Here is a 25,754-nt window from a genome sequence, read left to right as displayed (position 1 = left end):
CCCTCCAGCGCTCCGCACCGAAGAGAGAGATCCTCCGTATGTCCGCTCACGACCGCCGCCGGTCCCGCCTTCTCGGCCCGGCCGCCGCGCTGGCCGCCACCGCCCTCCTCGCCACGGCCTGCGGCGGCGGGGACGACGACGCCCGGGACGTCGCCGTGATCATCGACCAGGAGCGGTGCGACACCAACCGCGAGGCGGGCCCGATCACCTTCGTGACCGGCTACCACTACCAGGCCTCGGTCACCCAGCTGGAGGTCGTGGCGGCGGAGGCCATGGGGCTCTTCGACTCCCTCTGCCTGGACGTGACGATCCAGCCGGGCAACGGCGACCTGATGGGCAACGCGCAACTCGTGTCCGCCGGCACCGCCCACTTCACCGCCATGAGCAACGAGGCCGAGGTCCTCCAGGCCGACGCGCGCGACCACCGCATCGTCGGGCTGGCCACCTACGGGCACGTGCCCATCGCGACCCTCCTGACCGGAACCGACGTGAAGGACCTCACCGACCTGGAGGGCGGGACCCTGGGCCACCAGAGCCTGCTGCCCGCGCCCTTGGAGGCGATGCTGGTCGCCGCCGACGTCGACCTCGACTCGATCGAGCAGGTCGAGGCCGGCTACGACCCCGGGGTCCTGCCCCGAGGTCAGGTCCAGGCGCTCACCGGTTTCCGCTCCAACGAGCCCCACCGCCTCGACGCCATGGGCGAGGAGTACACCCAGTGGCTGCCCGAGGACTTCGGTGTCGTGGGCTCCTTCGGGGTGATGGTCGCCTCACCCGAATGGACCGAGGAGCACCCCACCGCCACCGAGGACTTCCTTCGTGCCGTCGCCCGGGCCTTCGACCACTGCTCGGAGGAGGCCGAGGAGTGCGTCGGATACGCGGCCGACCTCGACCTGGCCGGTTACGACACCGAGCACAACCTCCAGGTGTGGGACACCGAACGCGATCTTGTGGCCTCCTCGACGCCCGAGGGCGAGCCGCGCGGCTTCGTCGAACTCGAACTGACCGAGCGGGAGGGGGAGACCCTTCTGGACAACGGAGAGCTCGACGAGATCCCCGACCTGGGGCCGCTCTTCGACACCCGCTACCTGGAGGCCGTCCACGATGGCGGCGACCCGATCTGGCCCGACGAAGGCTGATCCGATGCCGTGACCTGCGGGGTTGAGGCCTTTCACGTCCGGGTAGTCCCCTCTGTGTCCGTGCGGGGCCGGCCGTGCTCCGCCCCGGCGGGTCACGGCCGGCCCCTTTCACGATCGAGGGGGCGACATGGGCGTCGAACGCGGTATCGAGGGGCTCCGACGGATCCTGGAGGGGGTGCGCTTCCCCGTGACCCGGGACACGCTGATCGACACGGCGTTGGAGGCCGGAGCCGACGAGGAGATCGTGAGCGCCCTGCGCGCGGCCCCCGCGGCCGAGTACAACGAGCCGAACGAGGTCCTGCGCGCGGTCCCGTTGCCGGATACCGAGCCGGGAGCGCACACCGAGTCGGCGCGGGCACGGGAGCGGGATCGTCGCACCTGATCCGACGGGTCCGTCGGGGTGCCCCCGGGGCGGTCGCGTGTTCGGTATGTTGGCCCCGTCATGCCCCGCCCCGGGGCGGCCCCGGCCCCCGTCCCCGAGTCTCGAAGGTTCCCGGTGACACCCCCCTTGGAAGCCCTACAGCCCCACGATCCCGAGCGCCTCGGCGATCGTCGCCTCCTCGGGCGCCTCGGCTCCGGTGGGCAGGGCACCGTGTACCTGGCGGTCGAACCCTCGGGACGGAGGGTCGCTGTGAAGACCCTCTCTCCGGAGGGGATGACCGATCCCGGGACGCGAAGACGATTCGAGCGGGAGGCCGAGGCCGCCGCCCGGGTGGCCTCCTTCTGTACCGCGGCGGTGATCGACGCCGACTTCACCTCCCCACCGGCCCACATCGTCAGTGAGTACGTGGAGGGCCCCACTCTGCGCAGGACGGTCCTCGACGAGGGTCCTCTGCGCGGTGGGGACCTGACCCGTCTGGCGGTATCGGTGGCGACCGCGTTGGTGGCCGTGCACGAGGCCGGCATCGTGCACCGCGACCTCAAACCCGGCAACATCCTGATGGCCCGAGGCGGACCTCGGGTGATCGACTTCGGGATCGCGCAGATCATCGAGGGTTCGGGCACCCTCACCCAGTCCACGATCGGCACCCCGGGGTACATGTCGCCGGAACAGATCGCCGACGGCCGGGTCACGGCCGCCACGGACGTATTCGCCTGGGGTTCGGTGATGGTGTTCGCCGCGACCGGGAAGGCGCCCTTCGAGGCGGCCACGGTGCCGGGGGTCCTGCACAAGGTGCTCAAGGTGGACCCGGACCTGGGCGGGCTGGCCGAGCCGCTGCGCTCACTGGTCGCCGCGGCCCTGGCCAAGGATCCCGAGCGGCGGCCGTCCTCCCTGGACGTCCTGCACAGTCTGTTGGGGCGAGGGCCCGTGTCCACGCCCGCCCCGGTCGAGGAGCCGGCCCCCGACCTCGACACGCCCGCCCACGCCGTTCGGCCGACCGCCTCCGCCGAGTCGCCCGAGACCGCCGCGCTCCCCCCGCCCTCGGGCCCACCGGTCGTGGAGGCGGCACCCCCTATCACCGAGACCGCGCCCGCCGTGCCGGCATCGGCCGAAGCACGACCCACCGCCGTTCCTTCCGAGGGCCCCGCGCCACGGGTATCCGGTCCATCGCCCGGGGTCTCCCTCTCCCCTGATTCCCCTCCCTCCCAGGAGACGCACAAGCCCCGTAGCGACGCTTCGGGCGTACCGCTCCCCCCGGACGACGAAGGCTCGCCCCCCGAATCCGACGGTGGCGACGGGGCACCGCCGAGAGAGCGCCCCTCGGTCTCCGTACCCGCCGGACCGCGGCGTCCGGGCCGCAAGGGTCCGCTCATCGGGGGTACCGCTCTGGCCTTGGCCCTGGTCGCGGCCCCGGTGGTCCTGAGCCTGCGCGCCCTCGGGGGCGAGGACGTCTTCGCCCCCTCCCCCACCTCTCTGGAGTTCGGCTCCGAGGTCGACGGGACCTGGGCGGGGGTGAACGGCTCGGGGCAGCGCGTCGTCGTCGAGATCGCCGAGGGCGCTGCTTCGGCGACGCTCTCGGTGCCGGAGCGCGAACAACAGGGCTGTTCCGGCACCGTCTCCCTGGAGAACTACACCGACCGCGGCTACGAGTCGGGCCTGGACGGCATCGAACCCGGGGCGTGCTTCGACGACGCGCGGTGGTCCATGGCCTCGCTCAACGCTGCGGAGGTCTACTCGACCGGCGAGGGCACCGTACGGATCGACCTGTACACGCTCTCCGACATCTCCGGTTCCGAGCCGACCGAAACGCTCACCCTGCACCCGGACGAGTGACGCCACCGCCCGATCGGAACTTCACAGCGACCTTCCCGACCCGCTCACCTCGGCCTTCGCCATTGAGAAGAACCTCTCAAAGGGGACCCCCGTCTCCTTTTCGTGACAATGGTTAGGTTAGGCTCTCCTTCGTTCACACACGTGGAGGAGAAATCGCCATGAAGTCCCCCGGGCATCCCATTACCGCGCTCTCACTGACCCTGGCGTCCGCCCTCCTGCTCGCCGGCTGCTCCGCCGGCGCTCAGGACTCCGAGGACTCCGTGGCCGCCGAAGGCGAGACCATCGAGGTCGAGGACAACAACGGCGCCCAGTAGGTGGCCACGCCGCCCACCTCGGTCGTCGCCCTCGACAACCGCACCTTCGAGACCCTCTCGGACTGGGGTGTCGAGCTGTCCGCCGCCGCCGTGTCGCTCATGCCCGACACCATCGACTACATCGAGGACGACTCGATCCTCGACGTCGGCACGCACAACGAGCCCGACCTGGAGACGATCGTCGCCGCCGAGCCGGACCTCGTCGTCAACAGCCAGCGCTTCGCCCAGTACCACGACGACATCGCCTCCCTCGTGCCCGACGCGACGATCCTGGAGCTCGACCCGCGCGAGGACGAGCCCTTCGACGCCGAGCTCAAGCGCCAGATCACCGTGCTGGGCGAGGTCTTCGACAAGCAGGACGAGGCCGAACAGGTCATCGCCGACTTCGACGCCGCCGTCGAGCGGGTCGAGGCCGCCTACGACGAGGACCAGACCGTCATGGCCGTCACCACCTCCGGTGGCGAGATCGGCTACCTGGCCCCCGGCGTCGGTCGTACCCTCGGCCCGGCGTTCGACATCTTCGACCTCACCCCGGCTCTCGAGGTCGACGGCGCCAGCGACGACCACCAGGGCGACGACATCTCCGTCGAGGCGATCGCCGACTCCGACCCCGACTGGATCCTCGTGATGGACCGCGACGCCGCCGTCGCCGCCGACGAGGACGGCTACGAGACCGCCGAGAACATCCTCTCGGCCTCCGAGGCGCTCTCCGGCGTGTCCGCGGTGAAGGACGAGCAGATCGTCTACATGCCCGTCGACACCTACACCAACGAGGGCATCCAGACCTACACCGAGTTCTTCAACGCGTTCGCCGACGCGCTGGAGGCCCGAGGTTGATCCGGTCCGACCGAAGGGAACGTGCCGGCGGTGCCACCGTCACCGCCGGCACGTACCGATGTGAGAGGTGCCCCCGGCGATGACGACCGTGACCTCGCCCCCGTCGCGTCCACGGAACAAGGGCCGCCTGTTCGACTGGAAGCTGCCGGTCGGCATCGCGGTCGTGGGCGCGCTGCTCGTACTGTCGCTGTTCACCGGCGTGTACGACGTCTTCGGCGCCGAGGACGGCGGCGAGATGTTCGCCATCACCCGTATCCCCCGCACGATCGCGCTCGTCCTGGCCGGCGCCGCCATGGCCATGTCCGGCCTGGTCATGCAGCTGCTGACGCAGAACCGCTTCGTCGAACCGACGACCACCGGCACCACCGAGTGGGCCGGGCTCGGGCTGCTCACGGTCATGATCCTGGTGCCGGGCGCGAGCATCACCACACGCATGTTCGGCGCGGTCCTGGCCGCGTTCATCGGCACGATGGTGTTCTTCCTCTTCCTGCGCCGCGTCACCCTGCGCTCCTCGTTGATCGTCCCGATCGTGGGCATCATGCTGGGCGCGGTGGTCAGCGCGGTGTCGACCTTCATCGCGCTCCAGACCGACATGTTGCAGAACCTGGGCGTATGGTTCGCCGGCAGCTTCACCTCGGTCCTGCGCGGCCAGTACGAACTGCTGTGGATCGTGGCCCTCGTGGCGATCGCCGTGTTCGTCATCGCGGACCGGTTCACGGTCGCCGGCCTGGGTCAGGAGATCTCGACCAACGTCGGTCTGAACTACAACCGGATCATCCTGCTGGGCACCACGCTCATCGCGATCGCCACCGGTGTGGTGACCGTGGTCGTGGGCAATCTGCCCTTCCTCGGGCTCATCGTCCCCAACGTCGTGTCGATGCTGCGCGGCGACGACCTGCGCAGCAATCTCCCCTGGGTGTGCCTGCTGGGGATCGGGATCGTCACCGTGTGCGACCTGATCGGCCGGACCATCATCATGCCCTTCGAGGTCCCCGTCTCCCTCATCCTCGGAGTCGTCGGGGCCGCCGTCTTCGTCCTTCTCCTGTTGAGGCAGCGTCGCCGTGGCTGAGATGACCGCTTCCCGCTCTCGCGTGACCGAGCCGCCCGCCGCGGCACCGTCCCCCGCTCGAACCTCCCGCACCCTGTCCACCGGGCGTGCCCGCCGCCGTTACTGGACCATCGTCACGGTCCTCTCGATCCTCGCGGTCGGCTTCGCCTTCGGGCTGCTCGCCTGGAACAACCCGATGCCCGTCGGGTCGGACGGCTTCTGGCGCATCGCCGAGATGCGCTCCACCAACCTGGTGGTCATGATCGTGGTCGCGATCTGCCAGGCCGTGGCCACGGTGAGCTTCCAGACCGTCACCAACAACCGCATCATCACCCCCTCGATCATGGGGTTCGAGGCCCTCTACATCGCGATCCAGACCACCGCCGTGTACTTCCTCGGCGTCGCCGGGATCATCGCGATCCAGGGGGTCTCGCAGTTCCTGCTCCAGATCGCGCTCATGGTCGGGCTCTCGATGCTGCTGTACGGCTGGCTGCTGTCCGGCAGGTACGGCAACCTCCAGGTCATGCTGCTGATCGGCATCGTCATCGGTGGCGGCCTGGCCTCGGTCTCCACCTTCATGCAGCGACTGCTCACCCCGAGCGAGTTCGACGTGCTCGCCGCCCGCCTGTTCGGCAACATCGCCAACGCCGACGCCTCCTACCTGCCGATCGCCGTCCCGCTGTGTCTGGGCGCGACCGCCGTGCTGCTGTGGAGTTCACGACGGCTGAACATCGTCGCGCTCGGTCGTGACGCCAGTGTGGGTCTGGGACTGAACCACCGCCGCGAGACCATGCGCGTGCTGTTCCTGGTGTCGATCCTGATGGCGGTCTCGACCGCCCTCATCGGCCCGATGACCTTCCTCGGGTTCCTCGTGGCCACCCTCGCCTACCAGTTCGCCGATACCCACGACCACCGGTACGTGTTCCCGGTGGCGGTGCTGACCTGCTTCGTCGTGCTCAGCGGCGCGTACTTCGTCATGCGGAACATCTTCTACGCGAACGGCGTGGTCTCGATCATCATCGAGCTCGTCGGCGGTCTGGTGTTCCTGTTCGTCATTCTCAGAAAGGGCCGGCTGTGATCACGCTGAAGGGTGTGCGCAAGGACTACGGCGGCGAGGTCACGATCGGCCCCGTGGACCTGGAACTCCCCAAGGGCGGCCTGACCGCGCTCGTGGGCCCCAACGGTGCAGGCAAGTCGACCCTGCTGACCATGATGGGCCGGCTGCTCGGTCTCGACGAGGGCACCATCGAGATCGCCGGGTACGACGTGGTCGAGACCGCGTCCAAGGATCTGGCCAAGATCGTGTCGATCCTGCGGCAGGAGAACCACTTCGTCACCCGCCTGACCGTGCGCCAGCTGGTCGCCTTCGGCCGCTTCCCCTACTCCAAGGGGCGCCTGACCGTGGCCGACGAGGAGATCATCAGCCGGGCGATCGACTTCCTGGACCTCACCGACCTGGAGCACCGCTATCTCGACCAGCTCTCGGGCGGCCAGCGCCAGCGCGCCTACGTGGCGATGGTGCTCTCCCAGGACACCGAGTACGTCCTGCTCGACGAGCCGCTCAACAACCTCGACATGCGCCACTCGGTGCAGATGATGAAGCACCTGCGCCGCGCGGCCGAGGAGCTGGACCGCACGATCGTGATCGTGCTGCACGACATCAACTTCGCGGGGCACTACGCCGACCGGATCTGCGCGGTCAAGGACGGTTCCGTCGTCGAGTACGGGACCCCGGAGCGGATCATGACCGACGAGGTGCTGACCCGGGTGTTCGAGACCCCGGTGACCGTCGTGGACGGCCCCAACGGCCCCCTCGCGGTCTACTACTGAGCCCGGTGACACTGGAACCATGCGCACCCCCGAAGCGGAGGTCGACGTCACCCCCGCGCTCGTCCGTTCCCTCCTCCACGACCAGCACCCCGACCTGGCCGACCTGCCGATCGAGGCCGTCGCCCACGGTTGGGACAACGTCCTGCTGAGGCTGGGCGAACGGTTGTGCGTGCGCATGCCCAGGCGCGAGGCCGGCGCCCGGCTCATCGTGAACGAGCAGCGATGGCTTCCCGAGATCACCGCGCGGGTGGGCGTGCCCGTTCCGGTCCCGCTGCGCACGGGCTCACCCGGTCGGGGCTACCCCTGGTCCTGGTCGGTCGCCCCGTGGTTCGAGGGACGTACGGCGGCGGAGGCCCCGGTCGGCGAACGCGGCACCCTGGTCGAACCCCTCGCGATCTTCCTGGAGCGGTTGCACGTGCCCGCGCCGGAGGAGGCGCCGAGGAACCCGGTCCGAGGCGTCCCCCTGCGCGATCGCCACGCACGGATCGTCGAACGTCTCACCGGGTCCTCCCACCCTCGAGCGGTCGAGCTCCTCGACCTGTGGAACTCGCTGGTCGACACCCCGGCCTGGAAGGGGCCCGCCCTGTGGCTGCACGGCGACCTCCACCCGGCCAACGTCCTGGTCGACGACACGGGACTCGCGGCCGTACTGGACTTCGGCGACCTCACCTCGGGAGACCCCGCCACCGACCTGGCGACCGCGTGGACGACCTTCGGCCCCGAGGACCACGCACGGCTGCGCGACCGGATCACCGGAGTGGACGACCACACCTGGTCCCGGGCCCGTGCCTGGGCGGTCGTCTACGCCTCGGTGCTCATCACCACCACCGACGACCACCCTCTCCTGGCCGCCATCGGCGAGCACACCGTCGTTCGCCTCCTGGACCGCTGAGGCGCGCGGAGTCCCCTCAGGGGGCGGTGGCCTCGTCCTGAGCGATCCCGTCCCCTCGACCGTCGGCGTGGGTGACCAGCTCCCGGACCTCCTCCGGGAACTCGTAGGGGGCCAGATGGCCCGCGCCCGGCAGGACGCACAGCTCGGTGTCGAGGAACCTGCGGGCCGGAGCGTGCAGCCGGGACGGCGGGAAGAACGTGTCGTCCTCACCGGTGACCACGGCGACGTTGTGGCCCTGCCAGGCCAACAGCGCCTCGGTGGACAGCGGCCCCGGCGCCAGGCTGGTACGGCACTCACGGCCCACCATCGTCATCCACCCCGCGAACGGATGGACGGGGTGACGGAAGTCCGGTCCGCTCATGAGGTTCAGCAGCCTGCTGCTCTTGTCGTCGCGGGGGCCGACCATCCACGGAAGGGCGACGCGCATCAGTTCGGGCGAGGTCGCGGCGTGCGTCAGCCCCGCCGGGCCGACCAGGACCAGCCCCTTGACCAGCGCGGACGGAGTCCCGGCCAGGGCCACGGCCGCGCCGAGGGAATGACCGAGCACGATCGCGGGGCGGTCCACCAGCGTGGGCAGCACCTCGTCGAACCAGGCGCCGTAGGCTCGGGCCCGGTGGCCCTTGGGGCGGACCCCACAGCTCAGCCCAGGCTGGCCGGGCAGGTCGACCAGGACGACGTCGCGTTCCTCGCTCATGTCCGAGGCGGGGGAGGCGCTGAGCGCGCTGTTGAAGTTGGTGCCACTGAGCACCACCACCGGCGCGCCGCGACCACCATCGAAACGGAAGGCCCGCGTGGGGCCGAGCGAGGTGGGGATCTCGGGGAGGGAGCGCAGATCGGGGTACTCCGAGAGCCGGTCCTCGCACCAGCCTCGGATTCTTCTCTCCGCCGACTCCGAGCGGTAGACGCGCGCGCCGTGAACGGTGGTCTCCGACATGGGCACCTTGGTTTCGGGTAGGGGACAACGCCTTCGCCGACCAGTCTTCCCGGCACACCTGAACAGGACCATATGCCCTCGAAGCTCCGGTGTACCCAGGTTGAGGCCATCCGATGCCGAGTCGTGGGCGAAGGGTTATTTTACCTGTTCAGGGGTTATATTGAAGGGAACGCCCACGCGTTGACGAGGGATTTTCCCAAAGAGAAACCATCTCGAACTGGACATACTCCCTCGTATCAACGAACATGGGCGCGGCGTCACTCGCCGCTCAAGGTGTGCCGGGAAGACTGGTCGGCGTCCTGACCGACCCATGTCACCGGAGCGACCAACGCATGACGCCCGACCTCTCCGCGCCCCGCCGCGCCCTGCGGCGAAGCCGCTTCTCAGAGCCGTCCGTCCTCCCGGACCAGCACGGCCTTCCCCTCGGCACCAACGGATACGTGACGTCCTGGGGCACCAACGCCCACGGCGAGCTCAGTGCCTGCCCGCCGGGGTCCGTCTGACGTCCAGACCCCCCGAGAACCACCTTCCGCTCCGTCACACCGCGTCCGTCGGCCGGGCCCTCATCGGCTCCCCCGGCCCGCCTCGTGGTGCTCAGCCGTGAAAGGACAGTGGCGTGGTGCTGCTGCTTCTCCTCATCGTGCTCGCCGTGACCGTCGCGAGCACCCCTTTACTGAACAGGTACCTGGGGCGTGACTCCGGATGGCCCATAGCCGCCGTGTTCCTCGCCCTGACCGTGCTGGTCGCCCTACAGGCGCCCCAGGTCCTGGGCGCGGGCACTCCGCTGGAGTTCTCCCGCCCCTGGATGCCACAGATCGGGGTCGAGTTCAGTCTGCGGATGGACGGCATCGGTTGGCTGTTCACCATGCTCGTGACCGGTATCGGCTCGCTGATCATGGCGTACTCCACCCGGTACTTCCCCTCGGGTCCCAGGCTCGGCTTCTACTTCCTGATGTCCCTCTTCGCGTTCGCGATGACGGGACTGGTGCTGGCCGACGACATCGTGCTGCTCTTCGTGTTCTGGGAGCTCACCACGATCGCGTCGTTCTACCTGATCGGACTGTCCGGCCCCTCCGCGAGCCGGCCGGCGATCCGCACCTTCCTGCTCACCGCCATGGGCGGGCTGGCCCTGCTGGGCGCGGTCGTCCTCCTGGTCGTGCGCACCGGCACCACCAGCCTGAGCGAGATCCTCGCCGACACCTCGTGGACCGGTGACACCGTCTTCGTCTCGGTGGTGGCCCTGCTGGTGATCGTGGCGGTCTTCACCAAGTCCGCCCAGTTCCCCTTCCACTACTGGCTGCCGGACGCCATGGCGGCCAGCACCCCCGTCAGCGCCTACCTGCACGCGGCCGCGATGGTCAAGGCCGGCATCTACCTGGCGATGCGGTTCACCCCGGCCTTCGGCGACGTCCTGCTGTGGAACGTCGTGCTCATCACCGCGGGTCTGATCACCGCTCTGATGGGCGCGATCTTCGCCCTCCAACAGACCGACCTCAAACGGCTGGCGGCCTTCTCGACCGTGAGCCAGCTCGGTCTGCTGGTGGCGGTCATCGGTGTGGGCACCCCGGCCGCCCTCGTGGCCGCCGCCGTGCACACCGTGGCGCACGCCCTCTTCAAGTCGGCCCTGTTCATGGTCGTCGGTCTGGTGGACATCCGAACCGGCACCCGTGACCTGCGCAGGCTCGGCGGCCTGCGGCACCGTATGCCGGTCACCGCGACCGTGGCGACGCTGTCGGCCCTGTCGATGGCGGGCATCCCGCCGCTGCTCGGCTTCATCAGCAAGGAGAACCTGTTCGAGTCGTTCCTGCACGCCCCCGGACCGGGCTGGTTCGGCCCGCTCGCCGGTGTCGTCGCGGTCGGCGCCTCGGTGTTCACCTTCGCCTACTCCTTCCGCTTCGTGTACCGGACCTTCTTCGGTACCTCCCGTAGCGAGGAGGGGAGCAGGGAGGCCGCCGCCACGGAGGCCGGTTCCGGCTTCTGGCTCCCGGCGGTCATCGCCTCCTTCGGCGGTCTGCTGCTCGGCCTGACCGTCCCGGCGCTGGACCCGATGGTCGACGAGGTGGCGTTCAACGCCACCCACCAGGCGGCCGACGCCCACCTGCTGCTGTGGCACGGCTTCAACGCCGCGTTGTTCATGTCGATGGCCGCCATCGGTATCGGCGCCCTGGTCTCCTGGCGCCTCCGCGTCGGCGACACCGTGGCGGGCCGGGACCTCATCCCCTTCACCGGGGTGAACGTCTTCGAGGCGATCCACAGTGGGATCATCCGCCTGGGCCGCCGCACCGGCGACCTCACCCGCAGCGACTCGCCCGCCTTCCACCTGGGCGCCCCCACCGTGCTGATCGTCGCCCTGGCCGCGGTCGTGGCGGTGTTCGGTCTGGACCTGCCGTCGCCCGCCGGACAGACCACCATGGGCCTGGACTGGGTCCTCGTGGGCCTGATGGCCGTCGCCGTCCTGGCCGCGACCATCACCCGCTCCCGGATGGCGGGTCTGACCCTGGTCGGCGTCGCCGGCTTCACCGTGGCGCTGTGGCTGTTCTTCCTCGGCGCCTTCGACGTGGCCCTCACCCAGTTCCTCGTGGAGATCCTGACGGTGGTCGTCGCCGTCCTGGTCCTGCGTCGACTGCCCCGCCGGTTCCACCCGGTCAAGGCCGGACGCAAGGCCCTGACCGCGGTCATCGCCATCGCGGCCGGGCTGAGCGCCGGTGTGGCGGCCTACGCGATGACCGGACGTCGAGAACTGTCCGCCGTCGCGGAGTACATGCTGGAACACGCCCCGGCCGACACCGGCGGCACCAACGTCGTCAACACCATCCTGGTCGACTACCGTGCGCTGGACACCTTCGGCGAACTGGTCGTCCTGGGCGTGGCCGGGCTCATCATCATCGCGGTGCTGCGCTCCAGCGACCTGCTGCCGGTGCACGCCTCCCGCCAGGTCGTGGTGAGCACCGACAACGCCGCCTACCCGGCCGCCGACAACACCGTCCTGATGCGGACGGTCGGCCGCTACCTGATGCCGCTGCTGGTCGTGTGGTCGCTGTACCTGCTGTTCCGTGGACACAACGAGCCCGGTGGCGGTTTCATCGCCGGTCTCGTGGGGGGTTCGGCCTTCGCGCTCCTCTACCTCGCGGCGCCCAGCGACGCCAGGGCCCGTATCCGACTCGCCTACCCGGCGATCATCGGTGCCGGTGTCGTGGTCGCGGCCTTCTCCGGGTTCCTCGGTTTCGTGGACGGTTCCTTCCTCAAGCCGCTGCACGCGGAGATCCCGCTGGCCTGGGGCGACTACTTCCACTTCACGACCGCCTTCGTGTTCGACGTCGGCGTCTACCTGGCGGTCATCGGTGTGCTGCTCACCGCGCTCAACGAACTCGGTCTCGAACGCGGCACCCCACCGGGCCGCTCCGGGACCACGACGGCGCCGTCGAAGGACGAAGGCGACGACGAGGAGTCCGCTCCCGCGGTCGAGAGCGACGCCACCGTCCTGAACGGCTCCACCTCCGGAGGTAAGCGATGACCCTCGCCATCACCATCGGGATCATGGTCGCGGGGGGCGTCTACCTGATGCTCCAGCGCGGCATGGTCCGCATCGTCCTCGGCCTCCTCCTGGTGGGGCACGCGGTGAACCTGCTGATCATGTCGGCGGGCGGCGTGTTCCGCCGGGACCAGCCCCTGGTCGGGTCCGGGACGACCCCGTTCATGGCCGACCCGTTGCCCCAGGCCTTCGTGTTGACCGCGATCGTGATCGCCTTCTCCATCGCGATCTACATGCTCACCCTCGCCGCCTCCGGTAGCGACGACGACACCGAGGACGCCTCATGAATTCCGCGTTGCTCCCTCTCTTCGTCGCGGTCCCCCTGGCTTCGGCGGGGCTGCTGACCTTCCTACCGGGGCCGCTGTGGTTGCGCAGGACCCTGTTCCTCGCCCCCAGCGCGTCCGTCATGCTCGCGGCCTCGTGGCTGATCTGGCTGACCCGTGACGGCGCCGTCTACGCCCACAACGTGGGGCTGTGGCCGAACGGGATCGCGATCCCGTTCGTCGCGGACGTCTTCAGCGCGCTGATGCTGTGGACCACCTCGCTGTTGGCCCTGGTCTGTTCGATGTTCGCGGTGGCCACCGGGGACGACAGGAAGACGTTCTTCGCGCCCCTGGTGCTGGTGCTCACCGCCGGTGTCTCCGGCGCCCTGCTCACCGGCGACATCTTCAACATGTTCGTGTTCATCGAGGTCATGCTGTTGCCCTCGTACGGACTGTTGGCGATGCTCGGCGCGTTGGGCCGCCTGCGCGCGGGCCGCATCTACGTCACCGTCAACCTGCTCACCTCGACGATCTTCCTGGCCGGCGTGGCCCTGGTCTACGCCGCCGCCGGCACCGTCCACCTGGGCGAGCTCGCCGGAGCCGCCAAGGAGTCGCCCATGGTCGCGGTCGGCATGGGCGTGGTCATCCTCGCCCTGTCGATCAAGGCCGCGGTCGTCCCGGTGCACGGCTGGCTGGCCCGCACCTATCCCTTCGCCTCCCCGGCCATCACCGCCCTGTTCTCCGGGCTGCACACCAAGGTCGCGATCTACGCGATCTACCGCCTGTACGCCTTGGTCTTCGACGGCGACTCCAAGTTCCTGTGGATCGGCGTCGTCGCCTTCACCCTCACCATGCTCATCGGTGTGCTGGGGGCCGTCGGCGAGAACACCACCCGCTCCATCCTGGTGTTCCACATGATCAGCCAGATCGGCTACATCCTGCTGGGCGTGGCCCTGTTCACCGAGATCGGCCTCATGGCCGGTGTGTTCTACCTGATCCACCACATGATCGTGAAGGCGTCCCTGTTCCTGTCGACGGGGGCGATCGAGCACACCCACGGCACCGGGGCCCTGGATCGATTGGGCGGGATCGCCAAACGCGAACCCCTCCTGGCACTGGTGTTCATGGGTGCCGCCTTCTCCCTGGCCGGGCTGCCGCCCTTCTCCGGCTTCGTCGCCAAGCTGACGTTGGTCATCGCCGCCGTGGACGACGCCCAATGGACCGTGGCGGTCGTGATGATCGGGGTCAGCCTCATCACCCTGATGTCGATGCTGAAGATCTGGGGCGGTGTCTTCTGGGGCAAGGATCCCCGGGAGGAGAACGGTGACGGGACCCCCGTCGCCGTCGGCTCGAACGGCTCCACGGTCACCGAGACGATCGCCCGACCGAAGATCAAGGCCTCCCTGATCATCCCGGGCCTGATCCTGACCGCGACCACCCTGTGCATCGGCCTCGGCGCCCAGGTCCTGCTGGACCTGAGCGCGCAGGCCGCGGCCGGACTGATGGACACCTCCGGATACGTCGAGGCGGTGCTGGGACGATGACCTACCTGACATGGGCGCTACGGCTGCTCTGGTTCCCCTTCTACGCCGGAGGGGAGATCGTGAAGACCTCCTTCCAGGTCATGTGGGACATCGTGACCCCGGGCAGTTCGGCCACCCCGGCCTTCGTCGAGGTACCGATCCGTGCGACCGGCGATCTGGAGGTCACGATGCTGGCCAATCTCATCTCCCTGACCCCGGGGACGGTGACGGTGGCCGTACGACGCGACCCCTCCACCCTGTGGGTGCACGGCCTCTACGTGGAGGACCGGGAGTCCTTCCAGAAGGAGATCCACGCCATGGAGGACCGCATCCTGGCGGTCACCCGTCCCAAGGGCGCCCCCGAGGGCGCGAAGAGCAAGGGGGGACGTAGCTGATGGAGATCATCGACATCGGTATCGGCGCGATCGTGCTGGCCATGGCCGTCGCCACCTACCGCATCCTGATCGGCCCCTCGGCCGCCGACCGGGGAGCCGCCTCCGACGTGGTCTTCTTCGGGTTCGTCGGCCTGGTCGCCATGCTGGGCTTTCGCCTGGACACCGAACTGGTCGTGGACATCGTGGTGGTGTGCTCCCTGATCGGGTTCCTGGCCGCCCTGTCCCTCGCCCGTCTGATCACCGGAGGCAAGCGATGAGCGTGCTGAACACCATCGGGATCGCCTGCATGATCGCCGGAGCCCTCGTGTTCCTGGTCGGCGCGATCGGCCTGCTCCGGCTGCCCGACTTCTACGCGCGGCTGAGCGGGGTCACCATCGCCGGCGCTCTGGGCACCGCGCTCCTGCTGCTCGGGCTGCTGCTGCACTACCCGTCGGTGGAGAACACGATCAAGATCGGCCTGGCCCTGCTGATCCAGTTGGCCACGGCGGCTGTGGGCGGCAACGCCATCGCCCGCGCGGGCTACCTGACCAAGGTGGAGCCGACCGAGATCACGAAGTTCGACGATCTGGCCGAATCCTCGGCCGGAGCCCCGGCCGAGGGCGACGACAAGGCCTGAACCGGCCGCCACGAGGGCCCCACTCCCGGGAACGGGGGTGGGGCCCTCGTCCCGTTCTCCATGTTCGGGGCTAGCCTTCCGGGGAACCCTCTCCTCCCCTCCCCGACGAGGTCGTATGCGCAATCCCTCCACCGACCGCACCGGGCCGCAGGCCGTCCTGGCGCTCGTCGCCCTGTTCATGGTCGCCGCCTCCCTCCGTCCCGCGTTGACCGGCGTGGGCGCGGTCCTGGAACAGATCGGGGACACCACCGGTCTGTCCTCCTCGGCCCTGGGCCTGCTCGGAGCACTGCCACTGCTCGGTTTCGCGATCGTCTCCCCCCTGGTCCACGGTCCGGCGAACCGGTGGGGCGTGGACCGGCTGGTGCTGGTCGCGTTGGTGGTGTTGTGCGCGGGGATCGCCGTCCGTTCGCTGCCGCCGATGCCGGCCCTGTGGATCGGCACCGCGATGATCGGTGTCTCCGTGGCCGTGGGCAACGTGCTCGTTCCGGTCATCATCCGACGCGACCGGCCCACCCACATCCCCCTGCTCACCGGGGTCAACACGGCGGTGATGAACTCCTCCGCTGCGCTGGCCGCAGGGCTGGCCTTCCCGCTGTCCCTGGTCCTGGGCGGTTGGCGCCCGGCCCTGGCGCTGTGGGCGGGTCTGGTCGCGGTGGCGGCCCTGGTCTGGGCGACACGGATGTACCGCTTCCCCACCCCGGCGATGTCCGTCCCCGCCCCCGTGGCGGGGCGGCCGGCGCCCGCCCCCGAACCCGAAGCGTCGGTATGGCGTTCGGCGAAGGCCTGGCAGGTCACGCTGTTCATGGGGTTGCAGTCGACGAGCTTCTTCACCCTCATCAACTGGCTGCCGACCGTCGAGGCCTCGCGTGGGGTCGCCCCCGCCACCGCCGGCTGGCACCTGTTCGGTTTCCAGATCGCGGGGATCCTCGCCGGGCTGGCCGTCACCGCGGTGATGGGGCGTCGGGCCGAACAGACCCCCGCCTGCCTGGCCGTGAGCGTGCCCATGGTCGTCGCCATGGCCGGCCTGCTGTGGCTGCCCCAATGGAGCCTGGTGTGGATCCTGATGGCCGGTGGGAGCACGGGCGGAGCCATCGTGGTGTCCCTCGCCCTGATCGCGCTGCGCGGAGGTACCCACCTGCGCACCGTCCGGCTCTCCGGGATGGCGCAGTCCATCGGCTACCTGCTGGCCGCGGGCGGCCCGGTGGCGGCCGGCGCCCTCGGACAGGCCACCGGCCGGTGGGAGACCGTCCTGCTGCTGGTGGGAGCGGTGGGCCTGGCCCAGACGACGGTCTCTCTGGCCGCCGGACGTCCCGAGTGAGCCGAGCGCCCCGGGCATGAGGAGGGGCGCCCCGCCCGCGTCCGCCGGACGAAGGCGGAGGTGGGCGGAGCGCCCCTGGGGTCCCGGGCGGTGTCGGTGTGGAGGGGACACCGCCCGGGGCGGGCCGCCCGTCTCTCTCTTCCGGACGGCCCTGGCTCGTGGAGACTAGAGGGAGACCCCCAGCGCCCAGCTCATCAGGCCGTACATCGCGAACATGATCATGATCAGCGCGGTCAGGTTGAACCACAGACCCGCGCGAAGCATCTCGGTGATCTTGACGTAGCCCGAGCCGAAGGCGATGGCGTTCGGCGGAGTGGCGACCGGGAGCATGAAGGACATCGAGGCGGCCAGGACCGCCGGGATGACCAGCGCCAGGACGTCGACGTCCATACCGACCGCGACACCGCCCATGATCGGCAGGAAGGTGGCGGCGGTGGCCGTGTTGCTGGTGAGCTCGGTCAGGCAGAGCACCAGGACGGTGACGGCCAGGATGAGCACCCACATCGGAACGCCTTCGAGGACGGCGACGCGGGTACCGATCCAGGTGCTCAGACCGCTGGAGGTGAACTGGCCGGAGATCGCGATACCGCCGCCGAACAGCAGCAGGATGCCCCAGGGCAGCTTCAGCGCGGAGTCCCAGTCGAGCAGACGGTTCTTCCGGTCCACCGGGATGATGAACAACAGGGCCGCGACGATCATGGCGACCATGGCGTCGGAGACACTGCCGATCCACGGGAAGACCGAGGCGAAGGCGTCGTTCTTGGCCAGCATCGGGGCCGCGATCCAGGAGAAGGCGGCGAAGCCGAAGACCAGCAGCACGAGCTTCTCGGCGCGCTTCATCGGGCCCATCTTCGAGAGCTCCTCGGCGATGAGCTCCTGGGCGCCCTCGATGCGCTTGACCTTGGGCGGGTAGATGAGCTTGGCCAACAGAACCCAGGCGATGACCAGGAAGATGATCGCCAACGGCACGCCCGCGAGCATCCACTCGCCGAAGCCGATGTGGATGTCGTGGTTCTCGGCCAGGTAGCCCACCATCAGGACGTTGGGCGGGGTGCTGATCAGGGTGGAGACCGAGCCGATGGACGCGGAGTAGGCGATCGCCAGCATCAGGGCGGTCGCGAAGTTCGCGTCGGTCCTGCCGTCGCGCAGCTGGGTGACCAGACCGATGACGGAGAGGCCGACCGGCAGCATCATCACGGCGACGGCGGTGTTGGACACCCACATACCGATGACGAAGGTGGCGGCCATGAAGCCACCGATGAGACCGACCGTGTTCGAACCGACCTTGGAGACGATCAGCAGCGCGATGCGACGGTGCAGGTCCCACTTCTGCATCGCCAGGGCCAGCATGAAGCCGCCCATGAACAGGAAGATGACGTCGGAACCGTAGGACGCGGAGACGTCCGGGACCGCCACACCGTCGATGAGCAGCGGGAAGAGCACCAGCGGCAACAGGGAGGTCGCCGGGATCGGGATGGGCTCGGTGGCCCACCAGATCGCGATCCACGCGGTGACCGCCGCGACGATCGACCCGTTGACGGACATGACCGTCTCGGTCTCGCCGTCACCGAGCGGCAGCGGCATCTCCGGCATGACCAGGTAGATCAGCAGACCGATGAGCGGTCCCGCGACGAAACCGATCACCCGTGAACGATTGGTGCGTTCCCCGGGCGTGCCCTTCTCCTTCTCGGGCTCTGTGCCCGTTTCCCTCGTTTCGGTGTTCGCCGCCATGGCGGGTCCTCCTGATCGTCGTCTGATCTCGATCGGTGTGGGTCGAAAAGGGCCGCCCGTCTCTCTCTTCCGGACGGCCCTGGCTCGTGTCGGCTACAGGGAGATCCCCAGAGCCCAGGTCATCAGGCCGTACATCGTGCCGAGGACCAGGAAGAGCGCGATCAGGTTCAGCCACAGGCCGCCCTTGATCATCTCGCCGATCTTGACGTAGCCCGAGCCGAAGGCGATCGCGTTGGGCGGCGTCGCCACCGGGAGCATGAAGGCCATCGTGGCGGCGAGCGCGACCGGCACCACCAGGGCGAGGACGTCCATGTCCATGCCCATCGCGACACCGCCCATGATCGGCAGGAAGGTCGCGGCGGTGGCCGTGTTGCTGGTGAGTTCCGTGAGGAAGAGGACCAGCGCGGTGACGGCGAGGATCAGCACCCAGGTGGGCACCCCGGACAGGAAGGAGACCTGGCCACCGACCCAGGCGCTCAGCCCGGACTTGGTGAACTGGGCGGAGATCGCCAGACCGCCGCCGAACAGCAGCAGGATGCCCCAGGGCAGCTTGACGGCGGTGTCCCAGTCCAGGAGCTGGGTCTTACGGTCCACCGGGATGAGGAAGAGCAGGACCGCGACGGTCATGGCGATACCGGCGTCGCTGACGCTGCCCAGCCACGGGGCGACCGAGGCGACGGCCTCGATGTCGGCGATCATCGGGACGAAGATCCAGGACAGGGCGGCGAAGGCGAAGACCGCCAGGACCAGCTTCTCGCCACGGGACATGGCGCCCATCTTGTCCAGCTCTTCGCGGATGAGCGTCTGCGCGCCCTCGACCTTCTTCACCGCCGGCGGGAAGAGACGGGTCAGCACGAACCACGCGATGAGCATGAAGACGGCGGCCAGCGGCACACCGGCCATCATCCACTGGCCGAAGCCGATGCTGATGTCGTGGTTGTCGGCCAGGTAGCCGACCATCAGGACGTTGGGCGGGGTACCGATCAGGGTCGCGACCGAACCGATCGACGAGGAGTAGGCGATACCCAGCATGAGCGCGGTCGCGAAGTTCGCGTCCGTACGACCGCCCCGGAACTGGGCGATCAGCGCGATGACGGAGAGGCCGACCGGCAGCATCATCACGGCGGTGGCGGTGTTGGACACCCACATGGTGATGAACCCGGTGGCGATCATGAAGCCGCCGATGAGACCGACCGTGTTCGAGCCGACCTTGGAGACGATCGTCAGGGCGATGCGCTTGTGGAGATTCCACTTCTGCATGGCCAGGGCCAGCATGAAGCCGCCCATGAACAGGAAGATCGTGTCCGATCCGTAGGAGGAGGCCACGTCGCCGATGGCCGCGCCCTCCACCATGAGCGGGAACAGCACCAGCGGCATCAGCGAGGTCACCGGGATCGGGATCGCCTCGGTGGCCCACCAGATCGCGATCCACGCGGTGATCGCCGCGACCACGCTGCCGTTCGCCGACAGGACCGGGTCCCCGCCGTCATCGCCGATCGGCAGCAGGATGTCCGGCATCGCGAAGTAGATCGCGAGACCGAGCAGCGGGCCGAGAACGAGCCCGACCAGGCGGGTCCTGTTCATGCCCGTGGAGGACTGCTCCTCCTGCTGTGTGTCCGACGATGCTTCCGGAGCATCGGCACCCTGCTGGGTGGCCATGGATCTTCCTCCTGGTGGGCCGGGGGTCGCGCCCTTAGCCGGAGGCCGTCATGTGGCAAGCGGGTTGCCGCTTGGTCTCCTCCGGGTGACTTCCATTGATCGACCACATGGTGTTCATCCCACGGCAATGTGCGCAACGCCACTGGGAGAGAGTTGGGATTCCTCTGACATAGGGCGACCGTCGGTGTAGAGGAGGGGACGCAGGGTGAGGCATGGGCCACAACATCCACTCGCCCGGCTGTCTAAGCTGCGAGTATGCGATCGACCGGACCGAGTAGACGGGCCGCCCTCCTGGGCGCGGCCGGAGCCTTCGTCGTCGGCTCCCTGAGCGGTTGCGCGCGCGACCCCGCCCCCGGGGTGGACCGACTCGTGATCGCCACCGGCCCGCCGGGGGCCGTCTACCGAGAGATCGGCGGGGTGCTCGCGAGTCTTCTCGACGAGCGCCTGCCCGGCCAAGAGGTGGTCACCGTGGAGACCGGCGCCTCCCACGACAACCTGATCCTCTTGGACCGCGGAGACGCCGACCTCGGTCTGGCCAACCTCGACTCGATCCTGGACACCGACATCGCCGTCGAGGGATCACGGGTCAGCGCCGTAGGACGGCTCTACGACAGCTTCGTGCACCTGGTCGTCACCGCCGACTCGCCCATACGCTCGCTCGGGGACATCGAGGGGGCACGCGTGTCCATGGGGACGGTCAACTCCGGAACCGAGTTCACCGCCGGCCAGATCCTCGACGTCCTCGACGTGCGTCCCGAGGAGCTCCGACTCGACCAGGCCGACTCCGCCGCCGCCCTGGCCTCGGGGGAGATCGACGCGATGTTCTCCCTGACCGGGCTGCCCACACCCGCCATCGCCGACCTGGCCGAGGAACGGCCCCTGCGGCTGGTCGACCTGTCCGACGCCGCCCACAGCATGGCCAGCACCTACCCCGAGGCCTACTTCCCCGCGACCATCCCGGCCACCACCTACACCGGGATCCCCGCCTGCCCCACCATGTCCATCCCCAACCTGTTGCTCTGCCGCGAGGAACTGCCCGACGAACTCGTTCGACGGATCACCGCCGCGATGTACACGGGGGCGGGCCGCCTCGCCGAACAGCGCCCCGAGGCCGCCCAGATCAACGTCCGCACCGGTATCTCCACCGGCATCGTGCCGCTGCACCCGGGCGCCGAACAGTGGTACCGGGAGAACAAGCCGGCCTGAACGCGCCCGATCACGAGAGCGAGGGCGGATCGGCCGGGGGCAGGGTGATGACCACCCCGAAGCCGCGTCTGCCCTCGTCGGCCAGACCGTCCCCGAGGGTGAGACGACCGCCCGCCTCACGGACCAGATCGGCGACGATCGCCAGACCGAGGCCCGTCCCCTCGGTGTTCTGGTGCCGGGACGAACGCCAGAAACGGTCCAGGGCGGCCTCCCGCTCCTCCTCCGTCAGCCCCGTCCCATTGTCGAGCACACCGATCCGCACCTCCTCGCCGTCCTCGGCGCGGACCTCGATGCGGGTCCCGCCGGACAGCCGCAGGGCGTTGCTGAACAACTCGTCCAGGATGCTGCCCAGCCCGCCCGCCGGGGCCAGCGCCCACACCAGGTCCGGCAGGTCCGTGGTCACCTCGATCCCCCGGGCCTCCCCCAGCGCCCGCCATCGGGCCTCCCGGGTCTCCACCACCCCGGTGACCTCGACCGCCTCGGTCCCGGTGACACTCTCCAACCGGGTGGCGGCCAGCAACGAGTTCAGCATCCGGTGCATCATCGTCGTCTCGTCGATCGCCACCTCGTGCGCCTCTCGCGCCTCCGCCCCCTTGAGGTAGGGGCCCAGGTTCTCCACGGCCAGACGCAGGCTCGCCAGGGGGTTGCGCAGCTGGTGGGAGGCCTCCGAGACGAACGAGCGCTGCCGGTCGAGCGCCCGCCGCACCACGTCCACCATCGTGTTGAAGGACTCCGTGAGCCGACGCAGTTCCGGAGGCCCTCGCTCGGCGTCCACCCGCACGTCGAGATCGCCCGAGGCGACCGCCGTGGTCGCCTCGTCCAGCCGCCGGATCGGCTGGAGCACCCACCGCGACAACGGCATCGCCGCCGACACCAGCAGCGCCAGCGGCAACAGACTGATCAGAGCCATCCACCCCCAGGAGGTGAGGATCCGCGCGCCCAGCCGATCGGCGGGGGCCACCAGCACCACCGCCCCGGCCACCTCACTGTCCCGGCCGATCGGCTCGGTGATGATCAGCGGATCGGTGTTCCACGGCCACACGGTGGTCGGCGGCTCGGGACGCTCACCGGCCAGGGCCGCGGTGACCCCACCGGTCGCGGTGGCGATCTCCAGCACCGTCTCCATCCGCGCCCGGTCGCCCGACCCAGTCACGACGGTGCCGTCGGGCGCCACCACCACGGCGGGGATCCCGTACAGCTCCTCGTAGCGGGACATCTCCTGGACCAGGGCGTTGCGCCGTTCGCTCTCCAGCGCGGTTCGAGCCAACGCCGCGAACCGGCCCGCGTCCGCGAGCCGGTCGACGTAGACCTCCTGGGTCTGCTGCTGGGCGATGACCGCCCCCAGGGGGGCCAGCACCGCGCCGACCATCACGAACGCCACCGGCAGCAGGATCGCCAACAGACGCCGGAGCACGTCAGACCCCGTCGAGCATGTAGCCGACCCCGCGCACCGTACGGATGCGCACGGCGTCGCCGACCTTGCCGCGCAGGGAGGCGATGTGGGTGTCCAGGGTCCGGGAGGAGGCCTCCCAGGCCGCGCCCCACACCTGGTCGAGGATCTGGTCCCGGGCCACCACCCCGGGGGAACGCGAGACCAGGAGCCGGAGCAGGTCGAACTCCTTACGGGTCAGCTGCAGGACGCGATCCCCCACCCGGGCCTCACGCGAGGCGACGTCGACGACGAGGTCGCCCACGCCGAGCGGCGGATCCTTCGGCTCGGGTTCGGCCCGCGCGTTCCTGGTCCGGCGCAGCACCGCCTCGATCCGCGCCAACAGCTCGGCCACCCCGAAGGGTTTGACCACGTAGTCGTCGGCTCCGGCACGCAGCCCGCGCACCCGGTCCCGTTCCTCGCTCCGGGCGGTCACGGCGATGATCGCCGTCTGCGGACGTTGCCGCAGCCGGCGCAGCAGGTCGATCCCGTCGGCGTCGGGCAACCCGAGATCCAACAGGACCACGTCGGCGGCGGGCGCCGAGAGAGCCCGCTCCGCGGTCGCCACCCGCTGGACTTCGAAAGAGGCCGACCGCAGCGCGGTCACCAGACCACGGGCCACACGATCGTCGTCCTCCACCACGAGAATGCGCATGGCTAGACATAGTAGGCACAGTTCAGACCCCCCGCCCCCGCCCACACCCCGTCACTTCAAGGGGATATGACGGACCGCCCTCGCCCGGACCGCTCTCTTGGGGGACCGCCGGGCGTGTGTTCCGGTGGAAACGAGGGCGGCCGCCCACCCGGTCCGTGGACGGCCGCCGTTCGACGAGAAGGTCAGGAGACGGGCACCGTCTCCCGCGTACGCCTGCGGTTCCAGGGCAGAACGGTGTCGAGGGCGTAGCGACCCCCGGAGAAGCCCAAGGCCAGGGAGACGACGCCCAATACCAGGAGCAGCTCAAAGCCGCCGAGCAGGGGGTCGCCGACGTGGGCGAAGTAGTAGGCGTTGCCCATCATGGCGGCGAGGAGCACACCCGCGAAGGGGAGGAGGAGACCGATCATGAGCGCGGCGCCCGCGCCCACCTCGATGGCCACGGCCAGCGCGGCCGAGAAGCCGGGGAAGGGAACGCCCATGGCGTCGAAGCCCGCGGTGGTCCCCGCGAAGTCCGTGGTCTTGGCCATTCCGTGGGCGATGAAGACGGCTCCGACGCAGACCCTGGCCAGCAGGGCGGTCAGGTCACCGATCCTGTTCCTGAGTGTCGGTTCGTTCATGATGGGTTCCTGTTCTGTAGCGGGATGGCCCCGGCGTCGTGGCCCGTGTCGAACAGCAACACTTGAGCTCACAACCTTTTGCCGGGAAGTCAGATGCTAATACGCATCCGCCCGAACACCTAGAGTGCGTGCGGATAAGTTGAGAACGCCACACGATCGCCCAGGTCGGAACGGTCGACGGAATCAGGTTCAGTCGGTGGCCCGAGGATCTTCCGGGTCCGGGTACCGGGGCTCCTCCCCCTGAGGGTCGAGCGCGCCCAGCATCGACTCCGAGATCTCACGGAGCTGGTCGACCTGCTCATGGGTGAGCGTGTCGAAGACCAGCCGCCGCACCTCCCGCACGTGACCGAAGGCCGCCTCCTCCAGGGCCTTCATGCCGGAGTCCGTGATCTCGACGATCGTCGTGCGCCGGTCCTCCGGACGTTTGAAGCGACGGATCATCCCGTCCGTCTCCAAACGCGCCGCGGCGTGGGACAGACGGCTCGGCGAGGAGCGCAGCAGTCGCGCCAGCCGGGTCATCGTCAGTTCCCGCTCAGGGGCCTCGGAGAGCATCGCCAGGATCTGGTAGTAGGCGTGCGGTATCCCGGCGTCATGTCTGAGCTGCCGGTCCAGGGCACCGTCCAGCAGATGGACGGCCATGAGGAAGGTCCGCCAGGTCCGCTGTTCCTCACCGTCGAGCCATCGTGTCTCGATCATCGGACCCACGCCCTCCCACAGAATACTTGAGCGTTCAATTGTTTTCGCGCTTCCGATCGCCGACTCCTCAAGCCCGGGCGACCACCCAGAAGGCACACCCGTGGCAGGACTCGAACCCACCACGAAGCGAGGCGCGAACCCGGTCGACCGCCCACTCGGTCGTCACCGGCCCGCCTCGACGCGGACGATCCTCGCCCTCTCCGCGCACACGAGGGCGCTCCTCCCGCCCTCGACCACGCCGCGGCTCCCACCCCGCCGACCCACGCTCACCGGGGGTCTCCGCAACGCTACTACGACGTAATGTCCCCTATCCCGGGCGTTCCGGAACCCTCCGACACACCCGAAGATCCCGGCACCGTGCCAGGTGGGAGACACCGACCGGGCCACCCGGCCGGCCGAAACGAGCCCCGTAAGACCGTTTCGTCCGTTACCGATCCAGTGTTCTCTCTGATTTCACCGCCGATCCGCGCCGTTCACCCCTTACAGCGCACCTCACCGCCATAGAGTTCCGGCACGCGGAGAGACACGGAGCTCCGACGCCACGGCCGCGTTCTCACTCGCGGCACGGAGCCGCACCCTCGTGTCCTCCAGGACCACGAGGAGGCTCCTATGGCCTATTACCGCATCCGACTCAACGACGGCACCTCCCACACCCTCCAGGCGGCACGTATGCGCACCGACGCGCGCAGCCTCTACCTGGAGGAACCCGTCGCGGGAGACTGGCGCGAGGTGTTCAGCAACCCGATCATCGATATCGACGCGATCCAGCGCCGCTTCACCGAGAACGACGGAAGCCAGACCTGGCTCCCCGAGTACCTGCCCGCCCCCGTCGGCGGTGTCCGCGCCTGGTGAACCCACCACCCGCGGGTCGATCTCCCGCGGAGACGGTGAACACCCGGGGCGGCGCC

At 69.2% G+C, this 25,754-nt stretch carries 26 protein-coding genes; 19 read left to right on the top strand and 7 right to left on the bottom strand.

Going from position 1 to position 25,754, the window contains the following annotated elements:
• Positions 1-38 precede the first annotated feature (38 nt).
• From D451_RS0111295 to D451_RS0111260, 9 genes are all read left to right on the top strand, one after another.
• Positions 39-1,136: an ABC transporter substrate-binding protein gene (locus D451_RS0111295; protein ID WP_017534476.1), complete on the top strand. Its 1,098-nt coding sequence runs from the start codon at positions 39-41 to the stop codon at positions 1,134-1,136.
• 127 nt (positions 1,137-1,263) lie between these two features.
• Complete coding sequence (locus D451_RS0111290; RefSeq protein ID WP_014910634.1) at positions 1,264-1,518, top strand: DUF2795 domain-containing protein; 255 nt, start codon at positions 1,264-1,266, stop codon at positions 1,516-1,518.
• Between the two features lie 60 nt (positions 1,519-1,578).
• Positions 1,579-3,351, top strand: coding sequence for a serine/threonine protein kinase (locus tag D451_RS0111285; protein WP_241463318.1), 1,773 nt, complete (start codon positions 1,579-1,581; stop codon positions 3,349-3,351).
• 158 nt (positions 3,352-3,509) lie between these two features.
• Positions 3,510-3,665 carry a hypothetical protein gene (locus D451_RS28930; protein ID WP_017534474.1) on the top strand — a complete coding sequence of 52 codons (156 nt, stop codon included), beginning with the start codon at positions 3,510-3,512 and terminating at the stop codon, positions 3,663-3,665.
• Complete coding sequence (locus D451_RS26425; protein WP_017534473.1) at positions 3,666-4,502, top strand: siderophore ABC transporter substrate-binding protein; 837 nt, start codon at positions 3,666-3,668, stop codon at positions 4,500-4,502.
• A gap of 79 nt (positions 4,503-4,581) precedes the next feature.
• Positions 4,582-5,571 carry an ABC transporter permease gene (locus D451_RS0111275; RefSeq protein WP_017534472.1) on the top strand — a complete coding sequence of 330 codons (990 nt, stop codon included), beginning with the start codon at positions 4,582-4,584 and terminating at the stop codon, positions 5,569-5,571.
• Between the two features lie 22 nt (positions 5,572-5,593).
• On the top strand, positions 5,594-6,628 hold the full coding sequence (locus D451_RS0111270; RefSeq protein ID WP_014909579.1) for an iron chelate uptake ABC transporter family permease subunit: 1,035 nt from the start codon (positions 5,594-5,596) through the stop codon (positions 6,626-6,628).
• Positions 6,625-7,380: an iron ABC transporter ATP-binding protein gene (locus tag D451_RS0111265; protein ID WP_017534471.1), complete on the top strand. Its 756-nt coding sequence runs from the start codon at positions 6,625-6,627 to the stop codon at positions 7,378-7,380. The genes D451_RS0111270 and D451_RS0111265 overlap by 4 nt, the downstream gene beginning before the upstream one ends.
• Before the next feature lie 19 nt (positions 7,381-7,399).
• On the top strand, positions 7,400-8,272 hold the full coding sequence (locus D451_RS0111260; RefSeq protein WP_017534470.1) for an aminoglycoside phosphotransferase family protein: 873 nt from the start codon (positions 7,400-7,402) through the stop codon (positions 8,270-8,272).
• A gap of 16 nt (positions 8,273-8,288) precedes the next feature.
• On the opposite strand, the gene D451_RS0111255 is transcribed toward D451_RS0111260, so the two are convergent.
• Positions 8,289-9,206 (bottom strand): alpha/beta fold hydrolase, encoded by a 918-nt coding sequence (locus tag D451_RS0111255; RefSeq protein WP_017534469.1) that lies wholly within the window; start codon positions 9,204-9,206, stop codon positions 8,289-8,291.
• A 332-nt stretch (positions 9,207-9,538) separates the two neighbouring features.
• On the opposite strand from D451_RS0111255, the gene D451_RS28260 reads away from it, so the two are divergent.
• The 8 genes from D451_RS28260 to D451_RS0111220 all read left to right on the top strand — a co-directional run bounded on the left by D451_RS28260 (position 9,539) and on the right by D451_RS0111220 (position 16,853).
• Positions 9,539-9,709, top strand: a complete 171-nt coding sequence (locus tag D451_RS28260) for a hypothetical protein (protein WP_014911087.1) — start codon at positions 9,539-9,541, stop codon at positions 9,707-9,709.
• A 113-nt stretch (positions 9,710-9,822) separates the two neighbouring features.
• Positions 9,823-12,720, top strand: coding sequence for a DUF4040 family protein (locus D451_RS0111250; protein WP_017534468.1), 2,898 nt, complete (start codon positions 9,823-9,825; stop codon positions 12,718-12,720).
• Positions 12,717-13,025 (top strand): sodium:proton antiporter, encoded by a 309-nt coding sequence (locus D451_RS0111245; protein WP_014912702.1) that lies wholly within the window; start codon positions 12,717-12,719, stop codon positions 13,023-13,025. The genes D451_RS0111250 and D451_RS0111245 overlap by 4 nt, the downstream gene beginning before the upstream one ends.
• A complete protein-coding gene (locus D451_RS0111240; protein ID WP_017534467.1) occupies positions 13,022-14,545 on the top strand; it encodes a monovalent cation/H+ antiporter subunit D family protein in 1,524 nt (507 codons plus the stop codon). Before D451_RS0111245 ends, D451_RS0111240 begins: the two co-directional genes overlap by 4 nt.
• On the top strand, positions 14,542-14,919 hold the full coding sequence (locus tag D451_RS0111235) for a Na+/H+ antiporter subunit E (RefSeq protein WP_017534466.1): 378 nt from the start codon (positions 14,542-14,544) through the stop codon (positions 14,917-14,919). The genes D451_RS0111240 and D451_RS0111235 overlap by 4 nt, the downstream gene beginning before the upstream one ends.
• Complete coding sequence (locus tag D451_RS0111230; RefSeq protein ID WP_017534465.1) at positions 14,919-15,176, top strand: monovalent cation/H+ antiporter complex subunit F; 258 nt, start codon at positions 14,919-14,921, stop codon at positions 15,174-15,176. Before D451_RS0111235 ends, D451_RS0111230 begins: the two co-directional genes overlap by 1 nt.
• Positions 15,173-15,535, top strand: a complete 363-nt coding sequence (mnhG, locus tag D451_RS0111225) for a monovalent cation/H(+) antiporter subunit G (protein ID WP_017534464.1) — start codon at positions 15,173-15,175, stop codon at positions 15,533-15,535. The genes D451_RS0111230 and mnhG overlap by 4 nt, the downstream gene beginning before the upstream one ends.
• Positions 15,536-15,650: 115 nt before the next feature.
• On the top strand, positions 15,651-16,853 hold the full coding sequence (locus tag D451_RS0111220; RefSeq protein WP_017534463.1) for an MFS transporter: 1,203 nt from the start codon (positions 15,651-15,653) through the stop codon (positions 16,851-16,853).
• Between the two features lie 165 nt (positions 16,854-17,018).
• Here the strand turns inward: D451_RS0111220 and D451_RS0111215 are convergent, their stop codons facing one another.
• Positions 17,019-18,584: an SLC13 family permease gene (locus tag D451_RS0111215; RefSeq protein WP_017534462.1), complete on the bottom strand. Its 1,566-nt coding sequence runs from the start codon at positions 18,582-18,584 to the stop codon at positions 17,019-17,021.
• A gap of 93 nt (positions 18,585-18,677) precedes the next feature.
• Complete coding sequence (locus tag D451_RS0111210; protein WP_017534461.1) at positions 18,678-20,243, bottom strand: SLC13 family permease; 1,566 nt, start codon at positions 20,241-20,243, stop codon at positions 18,678-18,680.
• A 255-nt stretch (positions 20,244-20,498) separates the two neighbouring features.
• Here D451_RS0111210 and D451_RS0111205 point away from each other — a divergent pair, with 255 nt between their 5' ends.
• Entirely contained in the window at positions 20,499-21,449 is a 951-nt protein-coding gene (locus D451_RS0111205) for a TAXI family TRAP transporter solute-binding subunit (RefSeq protein ID WP_017534460.1), read from the top strand.
• Between the two features lie 10 nt (positions 21,450-21,459).
• On the opposite strand, the gene D451_RS0111200 is transcribed toward D451_RS0111205, so the two are convergent.
• From D451_RS0111200 to D451_RS0111185, 4 genes are all read right to left on the bottom strand, one after another.
• Positions 21,460-22,863, bottom strand: coding sequence for a sensor histidine kinase (locus D451_RS0111200; protein ID WP_017534459.1), 1,404 nt, complete (start codon positions 22,861-22,863; stop codon positions 21,460-21,462).
• Position 22,864: 1 nt separating this feature from the next.
• Entirely contained in the window at positions 22,865-23,533 is a 669-nt protein-coding gene (locus tag D451_RS0111195) for a response regulator transcription factor (RefSeq protein WP_017534458.1), read from the bottom strand.
• Positions 23,534-23,715: 182 nt separating this feature from the next.
• On the bottom strand, positions 23,716-24,150 hold the full coding sequence (locus D451_RS0111190; RefSeq protein WP_014908188.1) for a DoxX family protein: 435 nt from the start codon (positions 24,148-24,150) through the stop codon (positions 23,716-23,718).
• Between the two features lie 189 nt (positions 24,151-24,339).
• Positions 24,340-24,846, bottom strand: coding sequence for a MarR family winged helix-turn-helix transcriptional regulator (locus D451_RS0111185; RefSeq protein ID WP_017534457.1), 507 nt, complete (start codon positions 24,844-24,846; stop codon positions 24,340-24,342).
• Between the two features lie 609 nt (positions 24,847-25,455).
• Between D451_RS0111185 and D451_RS0111175 the strand changes: the two genes are divergently transcribed.
• Positions 25,456-25,698: a hypothetical protein gene (locus D451_RS0111175; RefSeq protein ID WP_014913016.1), complete on the top strand. Its 243-nt coding sequence runs from the start codon at positions 25,456-25,458 to the stop codon at positions 25,696-25,698.
• The last annotated feature ends 56 nt before the right edge of the window (positions 25,699-25,754 follow it).

Origin of the sequence: Nocardiopsis alba DSM 43377 (genome assembly GCF_000341225.1) — a bacterium.
GTDB classification, from domain to species: Bacteria; Actinomycetota; Actinomycetes; order Streptosporangiales; family Streptosporangiaceae; genus Nocardiopsis; species Nocardiopsis alba.
The sequence above is the reverse complement of the archived record's forward strand: the minus strand, read 5'-3'. Positions and strand labels throughout refer to the sequence as shown.